The sequence below is a fragment of the Winslowiella iniecta genome, from assembly GCF_001267535.1.
Lineage (GTDB): Bacteria > Pseudomonadota > Gammaproteobacteria > Enterobacterales > Enterobacteriaceae > Erwinia > Erwinia iniecta.
In genome coordinates this window covers 69,342-84,243 of the sequence record NZ_JRXE01000024.1, presented here as the reverse complement: position 1 = coordinate 84,243, position 14,902 = coordinate 69,342, and the positions used below count along the sequence as shown (strand labels likewise).

Below are 14,902 nucleotides of genomic sequence, written 5' to 3'. Positions count from 1 at the left end.
CCGGCGGTTCAGAGCTTCCTGAACCTCTCAACACCGTGGCCTGTAAGCCGTTGTTCCGTGTCGATGGAGGCGCATTATAGGGAGGCCGCCGGGGATAGCAAGCATAAATCTCAACTTTTTTACTGGTTGCCGCAACTTCGTACGAAACGCTGCTTTTTAACCCTGTTTAATGCGTTCAGGCAGCGCTGCAAGGCTATTAATTACCCAATCTGCTGCTTCCTCACCTTCAGCAGTGACAGGCTGTCCGCTACGAACCAGTACTTTTTTACCGACTCCGGCTGCTTTACCTGCCAGTAAGTCATCAATTTTGTCGCCTACTATATAAGAGGCTGCCATATCGATGTTCAGCTCCTGCTGTGCAGAGAGCAACATACCCGGTTGCGGTTTACGGCAATCACAGCGTTGACGATAAGCTTCTTCTTGCGCTTCCGGATGATGAGGACAGAAATAGATGCCATCAAGATCAACATCACGATCGGCCAGTGACCAGTCCATCCACTCGGTCAGTTGCATAAACTGGTCTTCGCTAAACATACCGCGAGCGATGCCAGACTGGTTAGTGACCAGTACCAAAGCGAAGCCCATTTTTTTCAGTTCACGCATGGCGTCAATGACACCATCAATAAACTGGAAATTATCGATTTCATGGACATAGCCGTGATCGACATTTATGGTGCCGTCACGATCAAGGAAAATTGCGGGTACAAGCTCTGCCACGTAGAAACTCCTGCTACTAAATTTGCTGCACAGTATCGCATGATTGCAATAAAAGAGAGAATCTCAGTTTGAATGACTTCGATTGATTTAGCCGTCTGGATGCCTTAACATCCAATCAAATTTCGCGGTTGCGATGATTGACGCCAGACAAGTACCACGGACAACTTTTCAACACGATAATAAATAGATAATGATAAAACTTTCAAATATCACCAAAGTGTTCCAGCAAGGTTCACGCACCATTACAGCGCTGTCTGATGTCAGCCTGCACGTGCCTGCCGGACAAATATATGGCGTTATCGGCGCATCAGGTGCCGGTAAAAGTACACTTATCCGCTGCGTTAACCTGCTTGAGCGCCCGACTTCCGGTAGCGTTCTGGTAGATGGCCAGGAGCTGACGACGTTATCTGAAAGTCAGCTGACTCAGGCACGTCGCCAGATCGGCATGATTTTTCAGCACTTCAACCTGCTGAACTCGCGCACCGTGGCTGGCAATATCGCCCTGCCTTTAGAGCTGGGCAACTTGTCACGTGAGCAGATTAAGCAACGGGTCGCTGAATTACTGGAACTGGTTGGCCTTTCTGAGAAAAGAGATGTCTGGCCTGCCAATCTGTCCGGTGGCCAGAAACAGCGTGTGGCGATTGCCCGTGCGCTGGCCACTAATCCCAAGGTATTGCTGTGCGATGAAGCCACCAGCGCGCTTGATCCGGCAACCACCCGCTCGATTCTGGAATTGCTGAAAGATATTAACCGTCGTCTTGGCATTACCGTGCTGCTGATCACCCATGAAATGGATGTGGTGAAGCGTATCTGTGACCAGGTTGCGGTGATCAGTAATGGCGAGTTAATTGAAAAAGACAGCGTCAGCGAAGTGTTCTCACATCCGAAAACACCATTGGCACAACAGTTTATTCAGTCCACGCTGCATCTCGATATCCCACAGGATTATCTTGATCGCATGACGTCTGAAGCGAAAGCCGACAACGTACCTTTATTACGTCTGGAGTTTACCGGTAAATCAGTTGATGCGCCGTTGCTCTCAGAAGCAGCCCGCCGTTTCAACGTTAACAACAATATTATCAGCGCGCAGATGGACTACGCCGGTGGCGTGAAGTTCGGCATTATGCTGGCTGAAATGGACGGTAGCGATACGGATACCCAGGCCGCTATCGCGTTCCTGAAAGAACATCACGTGAAAGTTGAGGTATTAGGTTATGTCTGAGGCAATGATGTGGTTACTGGGCCGGGGCATTTGGGAAACCCTGATGATGACCTTTGTCTCCGGCTTTTTCGGTTTTGTGATTGGTCTGCCATTCGGCGTACTGCTGTATGTGACCCGTCCGGGCCAGATTATGGAAAACAGCAAGCTGTACCGCGTGCTTTCCGCGCTGGTTAACATCTTCCGATCGATTCCTTTTATTATCCTGCTGGTATGGATGATTCCATTTACCCGCATGATTGTTGGCACCTCTATCGGCTTGCAGGCAGCTATCGTGCCACTGACCGTTGGCGCCGCGCCGTTTATCGCCCGTATGGTGGAAAATGCCCTGCTGGAACTGCCTACCGGCCTGATTGAAGCATCACGCGCCATGGGCGCCACGCCGTTGCAGATTATCCGCAAAGTGCTGCTGCCCGAAGCGCTGCCGGGCCTGGTTAATGCTGCGACTATCACGCTGATTACGCTGGTTGGTTACTCAGCAATGGGTGGTGCCGTCGGTGCCGGTGGTCTTGGCCAGATTGGTTATCAGTATGGTTATATCGGATACAACGCTACAGTAATGAATACGGTATTAGTATTGTTAGTGGTTTTGGTGTATTTGATTCAGTTCTGTGGTGATCGCATCGTTAGCGCCGTCACCCATAAATAAACAAGCAACATTAATTTCATTTTTGAAGGAAAGGATATGTCTTTTAAATTTAAAACTCTTGCCGCTGTGGGTGCGCTGATTGGTTCACTGGCGCTGGTTGGATGCGGTCAGGAAGAGAAAGATCCTAACCACATCAAAGTGGGTGTAATCGTCGGTGCAGAGCAGCAGGTTGCTGAGATTGCCCAGAAAGTGGCTAAAGAGAAATACGGCCTTGATGTTGAGCTGGTGACCTTTAACGACTATGTGCTGCCAAACGAAGCGCTGAGCAAAGGCGATATCGACCTTAACGCTTTCCAACATAAACCTTACCTCGATCAGCAGATTAAAGATCGCGGTTACAAGCTGACGCCAGTAGGTAACAGCTTTGTGTATCCAATCGCCGGTTACTCCAAGAAAATTAAATCTCTGGATGAGCTGAAAGATGGCGCACAAGTGGCAATTCCTAACGACCCGACTAACCTTGGCCGTACTCTGCTGCTGCTGCAGCAACAGGGTCTGATCAAGCTGAAAGACGGTGTTGGTCTGCTGCCGACCGTACTGGACGTAACTGAGAACCCGAAAAAGCTGAAGCTGGTTGAGCTGGAAGCTCCTCAGCTGCCACGTTCTCTGGACGATCAGCAGATTGCACTGGCGGTGATCAACACCACGTATGCCAGCCAGATTGGCCTGACGCCGGCGAAAGACGGTATCTTCGTTGAAGATAAAGAGTCACCTTACGTCAACCTGCTGGTTGCACGCGAAGATAATAAAGACGCAGAAAACGTGAAGAAATTTGTTCAGGCGTACCAGTCTGACGAAGTCAACGAAGGCGCTAACAAGATCTTCAACGGTGGCGCAGTGAAAGGCTGGTAATTTTACCGCTTAATTGCACCCAGACTGAGGGCGACGGCAACGTCGCCCTTTTTTTTACTGGTAATACCTGCTTCATCCCGCTTGATTGCTTGTCATTTCAACCATAGCTTGCTTCAATAACGCCACTTTCAAAAACATGAGGATGGTCCCATGCGTGTTATACCGCTCTGTTTGTTAGCGCTGTCGCTGACAGGGTGTTCAATGCTGCACAAATCTCCCGAACCGGTTCGCAGCTCAACCACGCAATCGACGCCGACTGAACCGGTACGCGCCAAACCCGCTCCTCGTCCAGCACCAGTAAAACTGTATACCAATGCTGAAGACCTGGTCAGCAAGCCCTTCCGGGATTTGGGCGAAGTGTCTGGCGATGACTGCCAAAGCAGCACACAGGATTCACCCGCCAATATCAATACGGCGCGCAAAAGAATGCAGATTCGTGCCTCGGGTATGAAAGCTAACGCGGTTCTGCTGCACAAGTGTGAAATCGTTACTGGCTCGCCAGGCTGTTATCGCCAGGCAATTTGCCAGGGCTCAGCGCTGAAAGTTTCCGATCAATGAGTCAATTTTCCTTCGAGCAAATCGGTGTTATCCGCTCACCCTGGAAGGAAAAATTTGCGGTTCCCCGCCAGCCGGGCCTGATTCAGGACGGCGGTGGCGAACTGCATCTGCTCGCGCCTTACAATCAGGCCGACGCCGTGCGTGGTCTGGAAGAATTCAGCCATCTGTGGTTGCTGTTTATCTTTCACCAGACCATGGAAGGTGGCTGGCGTCCGACGGTCAGACCACCTCGGCTGGGCGGCAATGCCCGTATGGGCGTGTTTGCCACCCGCTCCACTTTCCGTCCGAACCCGATCGGCATGTCGCTGGTCGAACTGCTTGATATCCGCTGCGATAAAAACAGCGTGATCCTCAAGCTTGGCAGCCTCGACCTGGTCGATGGCACACCGATTGTCGACATTAAACCCTATTTGCCTTTTGCCGAGGCGCTGCCCGATGCGCGCGCAGGCTTTGCCCAGCATGCACCGTCGGCCGATATGCCGGTGAGTTTCTCGCCCGCAGCACAGATGCAAATTGCGCAGCAGCAGCAGCACTATCCGCAACTTGAGCGCTTTATTGCCCAGGTGCTGGCGCAGGACCCACGACCGGCTTACCGTAAAGGCGAAGAGCCGGATCGGGAATACGCCGCCTGGTTGCTGGCATTTAACGTGCGCTGGCGCGTAACGGCGTCGGGAACTGAAGTCATTGCCATCGATCCACGCTAATTTATTGCCCTCTCTCTTTTGAGGATTCAGACACGCTGGTACACTAACCGCCAGCGTTTCAGGCAGTTTTTTTCGATAGTTTTCCGTTTAATTGGAACCGTAACAACATGCGTACTACTCAATATCTGCTCTCTACTCTGAAAGAGACCCCTGCCGATGCGGAAGTGATCAGCCACCAGCTGATGCTGCGCGCCGGGATGATTCGTAAGCTGGCCTCCGGTTTATATACCTGGTTGCCCACCGGTTTGCGCGTACTGAAGAAAGTCGAAAACATCGTGCGCGACGAAATGAACAACGCCGGTGCCATCGAGATCTCAATGCCGGTGGTGCAACCCGCCGACTTATGGCAGGAGAGCGGTCGTTGGGAGCAGTATGGCCCTGAACTGCTGCGTTTTGTCGATCGTGGCGAGCGTCCTTTTGTGCTGGGTCCAACCCATGAAGAAGTGGTGACTGACCTGATTCGTAACGAGCTGAGCTCTTATAAGCAGCTGCCGCTGAATCTGTACCAGATTCAGACCAAATTCCGTGACGAAGTGCGCCCACGTTTTGGCATGATGCGCTCACGTGAATTTATTATGAAAGATGCCTACTCTTTCCACACTTCGCAGGAGTCATTACAGGAAACCTATGAAGTGATGTATCGCGCCTACAGCCAGAGCTTTAGCCGTATGGGCCTCGATTTCCGTGCGGTTCAGGCGGATACCGGCTCTATCGGCGGCAGCGCATCGCATGAATTCCAGGTACTGGCGCAGAGCGGCGAAGACGATATCGTGTTCTCCAGCGAGTCAGAATTTGCGGCCAATATCGAACTGGCTGAAGCGGTGGCACCGCAGGGCGAGCGTCCGGCAGCAACCGAAGCGCTGCGCGAAATCGACACACCAGATGCCAAAACCATCGCGGCGCTGGTTGAGCAGTTTAATCTGCCGATTGAAAAAACCGTGAAAACCCTGCTGGTGAAAGCCACTAAAGAGAGCGGCCATACGCTGGTTGCCCTGCTGGTGCGTGGCGATCATGAACTGAACGAAGTCAAAGCAGAGAAGATTGATATTGTTGCCGCACCTTTAACTTTCGCCACGGAAGAAGAGATTCGTGCTGCTGTCGGCGCAGGCCCGGGTTCACTCGGTCCGGTTGGGCTGACATTACCGGTGGTTGCTGACCGTACCGTAGCCAAAATGAGTGATTTCAGCGCCGGCGCTAACGTTGACGGCAAACACTTTGTCGGCATCAACTGGCTGCGTGATCTGCCGGAAGCGCAGGTTGCGGATATTCGCAACGTGGTGGAGGGTGATGCCAGCCCGGATGGTCAAGGTACTCTGTTAATCAAGCGCGGTATCGAAGTGGGTCATATCTTCCAGCTCGGCACCAAGTACTCTGAAGCGATGAAAGCTTCCGTTCAGGGTGAAGACGGGCGTAACCAGACGCTGACCATGGGCTGTTACGGCATTGGTATCACCCGTATCGTGGCGGCAGCGATTGAGCAGAACCACGACGATCGCGGCATTATCTGGCCAGCGGCGCTGGCACCGTTCCAGGTAGCGATTCTGCCAATGAATATGCACAAATCTTTCCGCGTGAAAGAAGTAGCGGAAGAGCTGTACAGCACGCTGCGTGCCAAAGGTATCGATGTGATTCTGGACGACCGTAAAGAGCGTCCGGGCGTGATGTTTGCTGATATGGAACTGATTGGCGTACCGCACACCATCGTGATCGGCGATCGTAACCTCGACAGCGAAGAGATTGAGTACAAAGCGCGTCGTGAAGGTGAGAAACGCATGATCAAAACCAGCGAAATCGTTGATTTCCTTGTGGCTGAACTGGCGAAGTAATGCTTACCACGGGCGGTGTTCTCGCCGCCCGTACTCATTTTTATTATCTCAGTCGCCGCGCACTTTTCCACGCAGCGATTTAGTCGATGCTTTCCGCGCTTTCCCTTCCAGCCGACGTTTTTTCGATGCCAGCGTCGGACGCGTTGCTCGCCGCGTTTTTTCCACCACGGTTAACTCATTAATCAAATTTTCCAGTCGTTTAAGCGCCGCCTCACGATTTAACTCCTGGCTGCGATGCTCCTGCGCCTTAATAATCACCACCCCATCCGGCGTAATCAGATGATGGCTGGCCGCCAGCAACCGCTGTTTATAAAATTCTGGCAGCGACGAAGCATGGATATCAAAACGTAAATGAATCGCCGTGGAACTCTTATTAACATGCTGCCCACCCGCGCCCTGCGCGCGAATGGCGCTAAGCTCAATTTCTGCATCACTGATGGTGACATTGCGCGACAGCACAATCATGGCGCTTTGCCATTGATCAGCCAGTCGGTAAAGCGCACCTCCAGATGATTTTGCTCATCAGAAAGCCAGATGGTGCCGTCCTGTAGCGTGGCCTGCAATGTCATATTGCGCGCGGCGAAGGCGACAAGCGCGCTGAGCTGCCGATCGTCAATATAGCGTACCGTCAGATTCGGCTGTTGAGACAGCTTAGCCTGATGCTGCTGCCACCAGACCTGCGCCGCCCGGGAGTTATAGCAATATAAGTAAACGCTGGCCGAGCGGTTGCAGGCTTTCTTGATGCGCTTCTCTTCCGGCAACCCTAAATCAATCCACTCTTCAATACCGTTATGGTCGTTCATCCGCCAGATTTCCGGCTCATCTTCGGCACTCAGCCCACGGGTGAACTGCAACCGCTCGCTGGCATGGCATAGCCAGGCCAGCAGCCGCAGCATCAGCCGCTCTTCCGTTTCGGATGGATGACGCGCCAGCGTCAGGCTGCTGTCGAGAAAGACATTACGATCCATATCCGCGACATTGACGTTAGCTTTGTAAATCGTTGCTTTAAGTGCCATGGAATCCCTCATTATCAGATAATGCATTGTAACGCGCCGCGACAGCAAATCACCCTGCGGTGGGCTGATTTCACGTAAAAGCCTGTGCTATAGTCGCTTATGAGCCAGAGAGTTATGCTCTGAAGGAGGTGCATGTGCAAAAGTATTGTGAATTAGTTCGCCGTAAATATGCCGGGATTGGCAGTGGCGACCTGGGATACGTGCCGGACGCCATAGGCTGTGCGTTAAAAGCACTGGACGAGATAGCGGCAAATAATGAGCTAAACTCTTCTGTCAGGGAACAAGCGGCTTATGCTGCTGCAAACTTATTGGTGAGCGATTATGTTGACGAATGAAGCGTACAAACCGATCAATTGTGATGATTACGACAACCTTGAACTCGCCTGCCAAAACCACTGGATGCTGACGCTGGAACTGAAAAACGGCGAGAAACTGAACGTGAAAGCCAAAGATATGGTTTCGCGTAAAAATGTCGAGTATCTGGCGATCGACCAGGCTGGTGAACAGCGCGAACTGCGACTGGATCATATTGCCAGCTTCAGCCACCCTAAGTTGGGGACGGTGGTGGTCAGCGAGTCTGACTAATCCTGTGGGCGGAATGTATTCCGCCCCTGCCATTTTATGGCTGCTGGCTACCATAAAAAGCAGCCAGATCGTCGATATCCTGTTCGCTTAATCCCGCCACAAATGCTTTCATCACTTCCGCCTGACCACCACTGCGATCGCCTTTTTTATACGCCCGCAACGCCTGCGCCAGATACGGGGCATGCTGTCCGGCCAGATTAGGATAAAGCTCGACCTTCGCTTTTCCCTGCGCGCCATGACAGGCAGCACAGGCCGCCGATTTCTGCTGACCGGCGCTGGCATCACTATCGGCTAACGCCGGCACACTGACTGATGCCAGTAGCACAGCCAAAACTAACTTATTCATCATTGCTCTCTTTATTATGTTGCTGCCAGCTGATTCGCCAGCCGGGCTGATGCTCTGTGCTTCCTGCGCGGGTAACAAATACCCCAAGGGCGGCAATCAATTGCTCGCCATAAAACAGCAGCGGCGTCTGCTCACGCTGCCAGACCGGAATGGCAAACTCCTGCCACAATTTTTTAATCGCCCGCCCACCGGCGCGACCGACGATATGCACATCGCCACGGGCATAAAAACGGATCGTCACCGCTTCATCGGCATGCGGCTGGCGCAGCGCGATACCGCTTTCATCGACCACCAGCGTGCCCAACTGATGCGGCAGTTGCAGCGGCTGCCACGGACGTTGCCAGCTAATTATCGTCTCACGTAATGACGGCCGCAGCGGCAGCCAGTAAATCGCCTGACGATAACGCCGAATTTCATACTCACCCAGCTGTATCCGCGGCGAAGCATCTTCACGGCTGTTAATCACTTCGTGCCAGATACGCTGTAGCGCATCACGCGACGGCATCAGGCCGCCCTGCCCGGCAATCCAGCGGCGTATTAACGCAAAGCGCCGTACCTCGCTCAGTGAATGCAGCGGTGCGATATGCAGCGAGCCATCTGGCTGAACCAGCGCGGCCAGCGACTCTGCCAGTAGCTCGTCCAGCAACTGTTCCTGCTCACCACAAAGTGCGGCGCTGCGTGCAGTGGCGGCGGCGAAATGGGGCCAGCGCTGGTTCAGCAGCGGCAGCACCTGCTGACGCAGGAAGTTACGGTCGTAACGCGTGTCCTGATTACTTTCGTCTTCAATCCAGTCCAGCTGATGCTGTGCAGCCCACAGCTCCAGCTGTGGACGACTTTGCGCCAGCAACGGTCTCAATAGCGGATTGTCTCCCAGCCAGAGTTGCGCAGGCATCGCCGCTAATCCGGCCGGGCCACTGCCGCGCTTTAACGCCAGTAGTAAGGTTTCACACTGATCGTCCTGATGCTGCGCCGTCAGCAACGCCTCATCCGGTTGCAGATGCCGGCAGAAAGCCGCGTAACGCGCCGCACGCGCCGCTGCTTCAATGCCTTTTTCCCGCCCATCCACCTGAACCCGCTCGATAATCATCGGCAGCTGCCAGCGGTCACACTGTTGCTGACAATGCTGGCTCCACTGGTCGGCATTAGCACTCAGGCCATGATGAATATGAATAGCACGCAGTTGCAGATGGGGGGAGGTTTTAGCCAGTTGCACCAGCAAATGCAGTAATACCGTCGAATCCAGCCCACCGCTGTAGGCCACCAGCAGGCGCTGATGCCCGGCAAGCTGGGCGTTGATACTGGAAAGCAGTGGCATAGCGATGGTGACAACCTCAGAAAAACCGGTGCAAGTGAGTGGCTATTCTACGCCTGATACAGTTCCAGCGGCAAACCATCCGGGTCGTTAAAAAAGGTAAAGCGTTTACCGGTCAGCGGATCGACGCGAATGGGTTCGCAGTTCACGCCTTTCGCGGCCAGCAACGTAAAAGCGTTATCAATATCATCGACGCTAAACGCCAGATGGCGCAGGCCACAGGCTTCAGGATGACTGATGCGCGCAGGCGGCTGCGGAAAGGAGAATAGCTCAAGGGTATATTGCCCGTTAAGCGCCAGATCCCCTTTCCACGAGTCGCGCGCGGCGCGGTAATCCTCCGTAATCAGCGTAAAACCGAGAATATCGCAGTAGAACGCTTTGCTGCGCGCGTAGTCAGTGGCGATAACAGCAATATGATGAACCTGCTTCAGACCGAGCATGTGAACTCCTTGATTAATCCATGTTACCCGCACCTTACCTGCGCAGGGTGCAGGCAACAAGGGGACTAATTCCGGAATTCTTCTGGCCGCTCAGTTTTTAATACCCGAACGAGGTAGCGTCCCTCTTCATTCAGCGTTGCGCCATGGATATCGGTTTCAAAGCCAGGATAGTGCTCACCAATGGTGCAGAGCATCAGCAGAAAATCGAGTACCGGGCGGCTGGCCTCGGTAATCATTTCACCCGGCATCACCAGCGGCACGCCTGGTGGATACGGCAGAATCATATTCGCGGAAACCCGCCCCACCAGTTCGCTGATATCGACGGTTTCCACATTGCCCTTCACCTGCTGCTGAAACATCTGATGCGGCGTCATTTTCATTTCCGGCAACATAGCAAAAGCCTGGAGCATCAGCCGCGGTAAGTCGTGCTGACGGATCAGCGTATGAATGCCCTGCGCCAGCATCTGGATGCGCATAGTGCGGTAGAAGTCAGGATCTTCGGCATACAGATCCGGCAGCATGTTTTTCACCCGCAGATTGAGATCGTAACTGCGTTTAAACTCGGTCAGGCCGCGCAGCAGACTCATTGCCTTGGTCTTGTCGATACCAATACTGAACAGGAACAGCAGGTTGTAAGGCCCGGTTTTCTCAACTACCACGCCGCGTTCATCGAGGAATTTCGCCACCAGCGCGGCAGGAATGCCCTCATCGGCCATTACGCCCTGCTCGCTCATGCCCGGCGTCAGAATCGTCACTTTAATCGGGTCGAGATACATATGGTCGTGGTCGGCATCGGTAAAGCCGTGCCAGTCGTCACCTGGCTCAATCGGCCAGCATTCGGCTTCACCCACCGCTTCAGGCTGCCAGATATCGAAAAACCAGCCATCACACTCTTCCCGGAGGCGTTGCACCTCGCGGCGGAAATGCAGTGCGCGCTCCACCGAGCGGTTAATCAGCCGTTTGCCAGGATTACCGCGCAGCATTGCCGCCGCGGTTTCTATCGAGGCAACAATCGAATAGTTAGGCGAGGTGGTGGTATGCATCATGTAGGCTTCGTTAAAGGTCTGCTCGTCGTAATCGCCTTTAATATGAATCAGCGAAGCCTGCGAGAACGCCGCCAGCAATTTGTGCGTCGACTGGGTTTCATAGATCACTTTACCCGGCGTGCGCTCGCCACTCATGCCGCTTTTACCGGCATAAATCGGGTGAAAGTTGGTATAAGGCACCCAGGCCGAGTCGAAATGGATCGACGGTACATCCAGCGTTTCTTTAATGTACTGCGTGTTATACAGCAGGCCATCGTAAGTGGAATTAGTGATCACTGCATGCACTGGCCAGCTGGCGTGTTCGGTTTGCGCCACTTTTAACGCAATGCTCTCTTTGGTGAACTCTTGTTGAGGAATGCCACCAAGAATACCCAGCGGATTGCGCGTTGGCTTCAGCCAGATCGGCACCAGGTCGCTCATCATTAACAGATGCGTCAGCGATTTATGACAATTACGGTCAATTAATACCGTGCTGCCTGCCGGTGCCGCATACATGCCGACAATCTTGTTGGAGGTGGACGTGCCGTTAGTCACCATATAACTCTGTTCGGCACCAAAAGTACGCGCCACATACTCTTCCGCTTCCAGATGCGGGCCGGTGTGATCAAGCAGTGAACCCAGCTCAGTGACCGAGATAGAAATATCGGCTTTCAGGGTATTAGCACCAAAGAAGTCGTAGAACAGCGTACCAACCGGGCTTTTCTGAAAGGCGGTACCCGCCATATGGCCGGGCGTGCAGAAGGTATATTTACCCTCTTTCACATAGGTAAACAGCGCGCGGGTTAACGGCGGCGTAATGGTATCAATATACTCATCGGTGTACTGGCGGATACGCTGGGCAATGTCATCCGCAGCATTGAGCGCATATTCAAAGAACCACAGCGCCATTCGCATCTCATTGATGCTGACGTCAAGCGACGAGTGGGTATTGATAAAGGCATACAGCGGCAGATATTCATTGAGTTGATTGATTTCGCTGCACAGATCAAGACTGTATTCATCCCAGTCAAAAATGACGCCACAGATACGCGGATTATGCTCAATCAACTTCAGCAAATCGTCGGCATTTTTGGGGTAAATAAGCTGGAATCCCTGCGTGATTAACGCGTCGTGAAGCTCGCGGATTGGCTGGTCTTTATAGAAGACCTCATGCGGCCCCATAATCGCGATGATATTCAATGCACACCTCCTGGTGAAATTAATGCAATGAATAAGCATAGCGGATCGCGTTAGCCAGATGACTGACTAAAGGCTGATAAAGCGTACCAGGCTGTAAGCGGGTGTTGCGGGCTGGCGCGGTTGCCAGCCCGTTGAGGCTTATTTTGCTGGCAGAGTCACCCAATAACCTGGCTGATAATCCACTGGCAGGAAGCGCTGGTGGAAAGTGCGGAAGGTGACGTCCGGATCGATATCTTCAAACAGTTCGGGATGCATCCATTTCGCCAGCACCTGAATCGCGACAAACTGATACGGGCTGTCATAGAACTGATGCCAGATAGCATGGACGTTACCTTTGGCGGTAACCGGCAGCGTTTTGAATGCCGAACGCTGCATCAGTGCCTGCAAACGCTGGCTGGCAATCGCTAAATCTGCGCCCGGCCCGACGCCAACCCAGCCGTTCGAGGTGTTGTAGTTCTTCCAGTTAGCACCGGTCACCACCACCACATCAGGACGCGCATTGATAATCTGCTCCGGATTCATCGTACCAAACGTACCCGGAATCAGATTTTTAGCGATGTTATCACCGCCCGCGACTTCCACCATACGGCCAAAGTTTTCATCGCCAAACGACATGCAGCACTCATCGGTGTAACCACCGGCGCGATCAATCATCACTTTTGGCCGCGGGCCGTGGTAATCCTTCAGACGATTAATCACCAGATCAATCTGCTGCTGGCGGAAATCAATAATCTCTTTGGCTCGCTCAGGTTTATTCAGCAGCTGGCCCATGATGCGAATACTTTTTACGGCGTTTTCAAATGGCTTTTCACGAAAATCGATAAACACCACCGGGATGCCAAGGCTGGCCAACTTGTCGATTAACTTACCTTCATCGATAGCGGCTTTGGATTCAAGATTCATCAGCACCAGGTCGGGTTTTAGGGTCAGCGCCTGCTCGACATTAAAGCTGCCATCTTTCGCACCACCGAAGGTCGGCAGCGAAGTGATTTGCGGATACTTTTTGGCATAGATTTGGTATGTGTCGAAATCTGCTTTTGGCAGATCATCACGCCAGCCGACGACACGTTTAAACGGTGCGTCGGTATCGAAAGCGGCCAGCAGATAGATTTGACGCCCTTCACCTAAAATAACGCGTTTAACTTCGGATTTGATTTCAACTTTCCGTCCGCTGACGTCCTCAACGGTAAAAGGTGCCGCCAGCACGTTATGCGTTAACGCCAGCGCGGCGACTAACAACGCGATGCTATTCCATAGATATTTCATTGTTAACCCCAAAAGAAAATGATTATTATTATCAATAGAAACGTCTGCATACTATCCGCAGTTAACTATCTGAGCAATAAGTTTATCGGGGTGATTATCAGAATCGGTGATGATATGAAGGGAAGGTAAATTGCCAGCTGGAAATGCAGAATGGGGGAAACAACTTAGCGGATAAGTCATTTCCCCCACTCATACTTGCCCCATCAGATGGGGGAAGCGTAAAGCTTAGGCGTAGCCGTAGCTCATCAGGCGCTGATAACGACGGTTAAGCAGCTCTTCAGTGCTCAGGACGTCAAGATCGGCCAGATCTTCCAGAAGCTGTGCTTTCAATGACTCAGCAACAGCAATTGGATTACGGTGTGCAGCACCCAGCGGTTCCGGGATAACCGTATCGATCAGTTTCAGCTCTTTCAGACGCGGGGCAATAATCCCCATCGCTTCCGCAGCCAGTGGCGCTTTATCCGCGCTTTTCCACAGGATCGACGCACAGCCTTCCGGCGAGATCACTGAATAGGTGCTGTACTGCAACATATTCACTTTATCGCCGACACCGATGGCCAGTGCACCACCCGAACCACCTTCACCGATAACGGTACAGATGACCGGCACTTTCAGACCCGACATTTCACGCAGGTTACGTGCAATGGCTTCAGACTGACCGCGCTCTTCGGCACCGACGCCCGGATAAGCACCTGGCGTGTCGATAAAGGTGATGATAGGCATCTTGAAACGTTCAGCCATCTCCATCAGGCGCAGCGCTTTGCGATAGCCTTCTGGTGCCGGCATACCGAAGTTGCGACGAATTTTCTCTTTGGTTTCGCGGCCTTTCTGATGACCAATGATCATCACCGGACGACCGTCCAGACGAGCAATACCGCCAACAATCGCTTTATCATCGGCGTAAGCGCGATCGCCTGCCAACTCGTCAAAGTCGGTAAACACGTTACGGACATAGTCCAGCGTGTAGGGACGCAGCGGATGACGCGCTAATTGCGCGATCTGCCAGGCACCCAAATCTGAGAAGATTTTACGTGTCAGCTCAACGCTTTTCTCGCGCAGACGATGCACTTCTTCATCCAGATTAATATCCAGTTTTTCATCCTGACGGCTAACCGCGGTAAGCGAATCAATTTTCGCTTCCAGTTCTGCGATTGGCTGTTCGAAATCCAGGTAATTAAGACTCATAA

Annotated in this window: 17 protein-coding genes; 8 read left to right on the top strand and 9 right to left on the bottom strand. The window is 52.8% G+C overall.

The genetic code is table 11. The features are described 5' to 3' along the window. Nucleotides 1-156: 156 nt before the first annotated feature. Nucleotides 157-717 (bottom strand): D-glycero-beta-D-manno-heptose 1,7-bisphosphate 7-phosphatase, encoded by a 561-nt coding sequence (gene gmhB, locus NG42_RS16550; RefSeq protein WP_052901013.1) that lies wholly within the window; start codon nucleotides 715-717, stop codon nucleotides 157-159. A gap of 190 nt (nucleotides 718-907) precedes the next feature. Here gmhB and metN point away from each other — a divergent pair, with 190 nt between their 5' ends. From metN to proS, 6 genes are all read left to right on the top strand, one after another. Next, entirely contained in the window at nucleotides 908-1,939 is a 1,032-nt protein-coding gene (gene metN / locus NG42_RS16545) for a methionine ABC transporter ATP-binding protein MetN (RefSeq protein ID WP_052901011.1), read from the top strand. After that, nucleotides 1,932-2,585 carry a methionine ABC transporter permease MetI gene (locus NG42_RS16540; protein ID WP_052901008.1) on the top strand — a complete coding sequence of 218 codons (654 nt, stop codon included), beginning with the start codon at nucleotides 1,932-1,934 and terminating at the stop codon, nucleotides 2,583-2,585. The genes metN and NG42_RS16540 overlap by 8 nt, the downstream gene beginning before the upstream one ends. Nucleotides 2,586-2,621: 36 nt before the next feature. Beyond that, a complete protein-coding gene (locus NG42_RS16535) occupies nucleotides 2,622-3,437 on the top strand; it encodes a MetQ/NlpA family lipoprotein (protein WP_052900999.1) in 816 nt (271 codons plus the stop codon). Nucleotides 3,438-3,587: 150 nt separating this feature from the next. After that, entirely contained in the window at nucleotides 3,588-3,995 is a 408-nt protein-coding gene (gene rcsF / locus NG42_RS16530) for an Rcs stress response system protein RcsF (RefSeq protein WP_052900996.1), read from the top strand. Then, complete coding sequence (tsaA, locus tag NG42_RS16525) at nucleotides 3,992-4,699, top strand: tRNA (N6-threonylcarbamoyladenosine(37)-N6)-methyltransferase TrmO (protein ID WP_052900993.1); 708 nt, start codon at nucleotides 3,992-3,994, stop codon at nucleotides 4,697-4,699. The genes rcsF and tsaA overlap by 4 nt, the downstream gene beginning before the upstream one ends. Before the next feature lie 107 nt (nucleotides 4,700-4,806). Beyond that, nucleotides 4,807-6,525, top strand: a complete 1,719-nt coding sequence (proS, locus tag NG42_RS16520; protein ID WP_052900990.1) for a proline--tRNA ligase — start codon at nucleotides 4,807-4,809, stop codon at nucleotides 6,523-6,525. Between the two features lie 48 nt (nucleotides 6,526-6,573). Here proS and arfB read toward each other — a convergent pair whose 3' ends face one another. Next, nucleotides 6,574-6,990 (bottom strand): alternative ribosome rescue aminoacyl-tRNA hydrolase ArfB, encoded by a 417-nt coding sequence (gene arfB / locus NG42_RS16515; protein ID WP_052900987.1) that lies wholly within the window; start codon nucleotides 6,988-6,990, stop codon nucleotides 6,574-6,576. Further along, the gene (locus tag NG42_RS16510) at nucleotides 6,987-7,541 is read right to left on the bottom strand and encodes a YaeQ family protein (RefSeq protein ID WP_052900984.1); all 555 of its coding nucleotides are present in this window, start codon (nucleotides 7,539-7,541) and stop codon (nucleotides 6,987-6,989) included. Before NG42_RS16510 ends, arfB begins: the two co-directional genes overlap by 4 nt. A 134-nt stretch (nucleotides 7,542-7,675) precedes the next feature. Between NG42_RS16510 and NG42_RS16505 the strand changes: the two genes are divergently transcribed. Both NG42_RS16505 and rof read left to right on the top strand, forming a co-directional pair. Then, nucleotides 7,676-7,876, top strand: a complete 201-nt coding sequence (locus NG42_RS16505) for a YaeP family protein (protein WP_052900981.1) — start codon at nucleotides 7,676-7,678, stop codon at nucleotides 7,874-7,876. Beyond that, nucleotides 7,863-8,126 (top strand): Rho-binding antiterminator, encoded by a 264-nt coding sequence (gene rof / locus NG42_RS16500; RefSeq protein WP_052900978.1) that lies wholly within the window; start codon nucleotides 7,863-7,865, stop codon nucleotides 8,124-8,126. The genes NG42_RS16505 and rof overlap by 14 nt, the downstream gene beginning before the upstream one ends. 34 nt (nucleotides 8,127-8,160) lie before the next feature. On the opposite strand, the gene NG42_RS16495 is transcribed toward rof, so the two are convergent. The 6 genes from NG42_RS16495 to accA all read right to left on the bottom strand — a co-directional run bounded on the left by NG42_RS16495 (nucleotide 8,161) and on the right by accA (nucleotide 14,900). Continuing rightward, a complete protein-coding gene (locus NG42_RS16495; protein ID WP_072133750.1) occupies nucleotides 8,161-8,475 on the bottom strand; it encodes a c-type cytochrome in 315 nt (104 codons plus the stop codon). After that, a complete protein-coding gene (tilS, locus tag NG42_RS16490) occupies nucleotides 8,465-9,787 on the bottom strand; it encodes a tRNA lysidine(34) synthetase TilS (RefSeq protein ID WP_052900972.1) in 1,323 nt (440 codons plus the stop codon). The genes NG42_RS16495 and tilS overlap by 11 nt, the downstream gene beginning before the upstream one ends. A 47-nt stretch (nucleotides 9,788-9,834) precedes the next feature. After that, a complete protein-coding gene (locus tag NG42_RS16485) occupies nucleotides 9,835-10,224 on the bottom strand; it encodes a VOC family protein (protein WP_052900969.1) in 390 nt (129 codons plus the stop codon). A gap of 65 nt (nucleotides 10,225-10,289) precedes the next feature. Next, entirely contained in the window at nucleotides 10,290-12,449 is a 2,160-nt protein-coding gene (locus NG42_RS16480; RefSeq protein WP_052900966.1) for a lysine decarboxylase LdcC, read from the bottom strand. Between the two features lie 138 nt (nucleotides 12,450-12,587). Next, nucleotides 12,588-13,715, bottom strand: coding sequence for an ABC transporter substrate-binding protein (locus tag NG42_RS16475; protein WP_052900963.1), 1,128 nt, complete (start codon nucleotides 13,713-13,715; stop codon nucleotides 12,588-12,590). A gap of 225 nt (nucleotides 13,716-13,940) precedes the next feature. After that, nucleotides 13,941-14,900 carry an acetyl-CoA carboxylase carboxyl transferase subunit alpha gene (gene accA, locus NG42_RS16470; RefSeq protein ID WP_052900960.1) on the bottom strand — a complete coding sequence of 320 codons (960 nt, stop codon included), beginning with the start codon at nucleotides 14,898-14,900 and terminating at the stop codon, nucleotides 13,941-13,943. Nucleotides 14,901-14,902: the final 2 nt, after the last annotated feature.

What these genes read in the sequence shown, in the direction of transcription:
- tsaA (WP_052900993.1), top strand. Translation starts at nt 3,992, where the DNA reads ATGAGTCAATTTTCCTTCGAGCAAATCGGTGTTATCCGCTCACCCTGG.
- NG42_RS16485 (WP_052900969.1), bottom strand. Translation starts at nt 10,224, where the DNA reads ATGCTCGGTCTGAAGCAGGTTCATCATATTGCTGTTATCGCCACTGAC.
- NG42_RS16475 (WP_052900963.1), bottom strand. Translation starts at nt 13,715, where the DNA reads ATGAAATATCTATGGAATAGCATCGCGTTGTTAGTCGCCGCGCTGGCG.
- NG42_RS16495 (WP_072133750.1), bottom strand. Translation starts at nt 8,475, where the DNA reads ATGATGAATAAGTTAGTTTTGGCTGTGCTACTGGCATCAGTCAGTGTG.
- NG42_RS16540 (WP_052901008.1), top strand. Translation starts at nt 1,932, where the DNA reads ATGTCTGAGGCAATGATGTGGTTACTGGGCCGGGGCATTTGGGAAACC.
- tilS (WP_052900972.1), bottom strand. Translation starts at nt 9,787, where the DNA reads ATGCCACTGCTTTCCAGTATCAACGCCCAGCTTGCCGGGCATCAGCGC.
- rof (WP_052900978.1), top strand. Translation starts at nt 7,863, where the DNA reads ATGTTGACGAATGAAGCGTACAAACCGATCAATTGTGATGATTACGAC.
- NG42_RS16535 (WP_052900999.1), top strand. Translation starts at nt 2,622, where the DNA reads ATGTCTTTTAAATTTAAAACTCTTGCCGCTGTGGGTGCGCTGATTGGT.
- arfB (WP_052900987.1), bottom strand. Translation starts at nt 6,990, where the DNA reads ATGATTGTGCTGTCGCGCAATGTCACCATCAGTGATGCAGAAATTGAG.
- rcsF (WP_052900996.1), top strand. Translation starts at nt 3,588, where the DNA reads ATGCGTGTTATACCGCTCTGTTTGTTAGCGCTGTCGCTGACAGGGTGT.
- proS (WP_052900990.1), top strand. Translation starts at nt 4,807, where the DNA reads ATGCGTACTACTCAATATCTGCTCTCTACTCTGAAAGAGACCCCTGCC.
- metN (WP_052901011.1), top strand. Translation starts at nt 908, where the DNA reads ATGATAAAACTTTCAAATATCACCAAAGTGTTCCAGCAAGGTTCACGC.
- accA (WP_052900960.1), bottom strand. Translation starts at nt 14,900, where the DNA reads ATGAGTCTTAATTACCTGGATTTCGAACAGCCAATCGCAGAACTGGAA.
- NG42_RS16510 (WP_052900984.1), bottom strand. Translation starts at nt 7,541, where the DNA reads ATGGCACTTAAAGCAACGATTTACAAAGCTAACGTCAATGTCGCGGAT.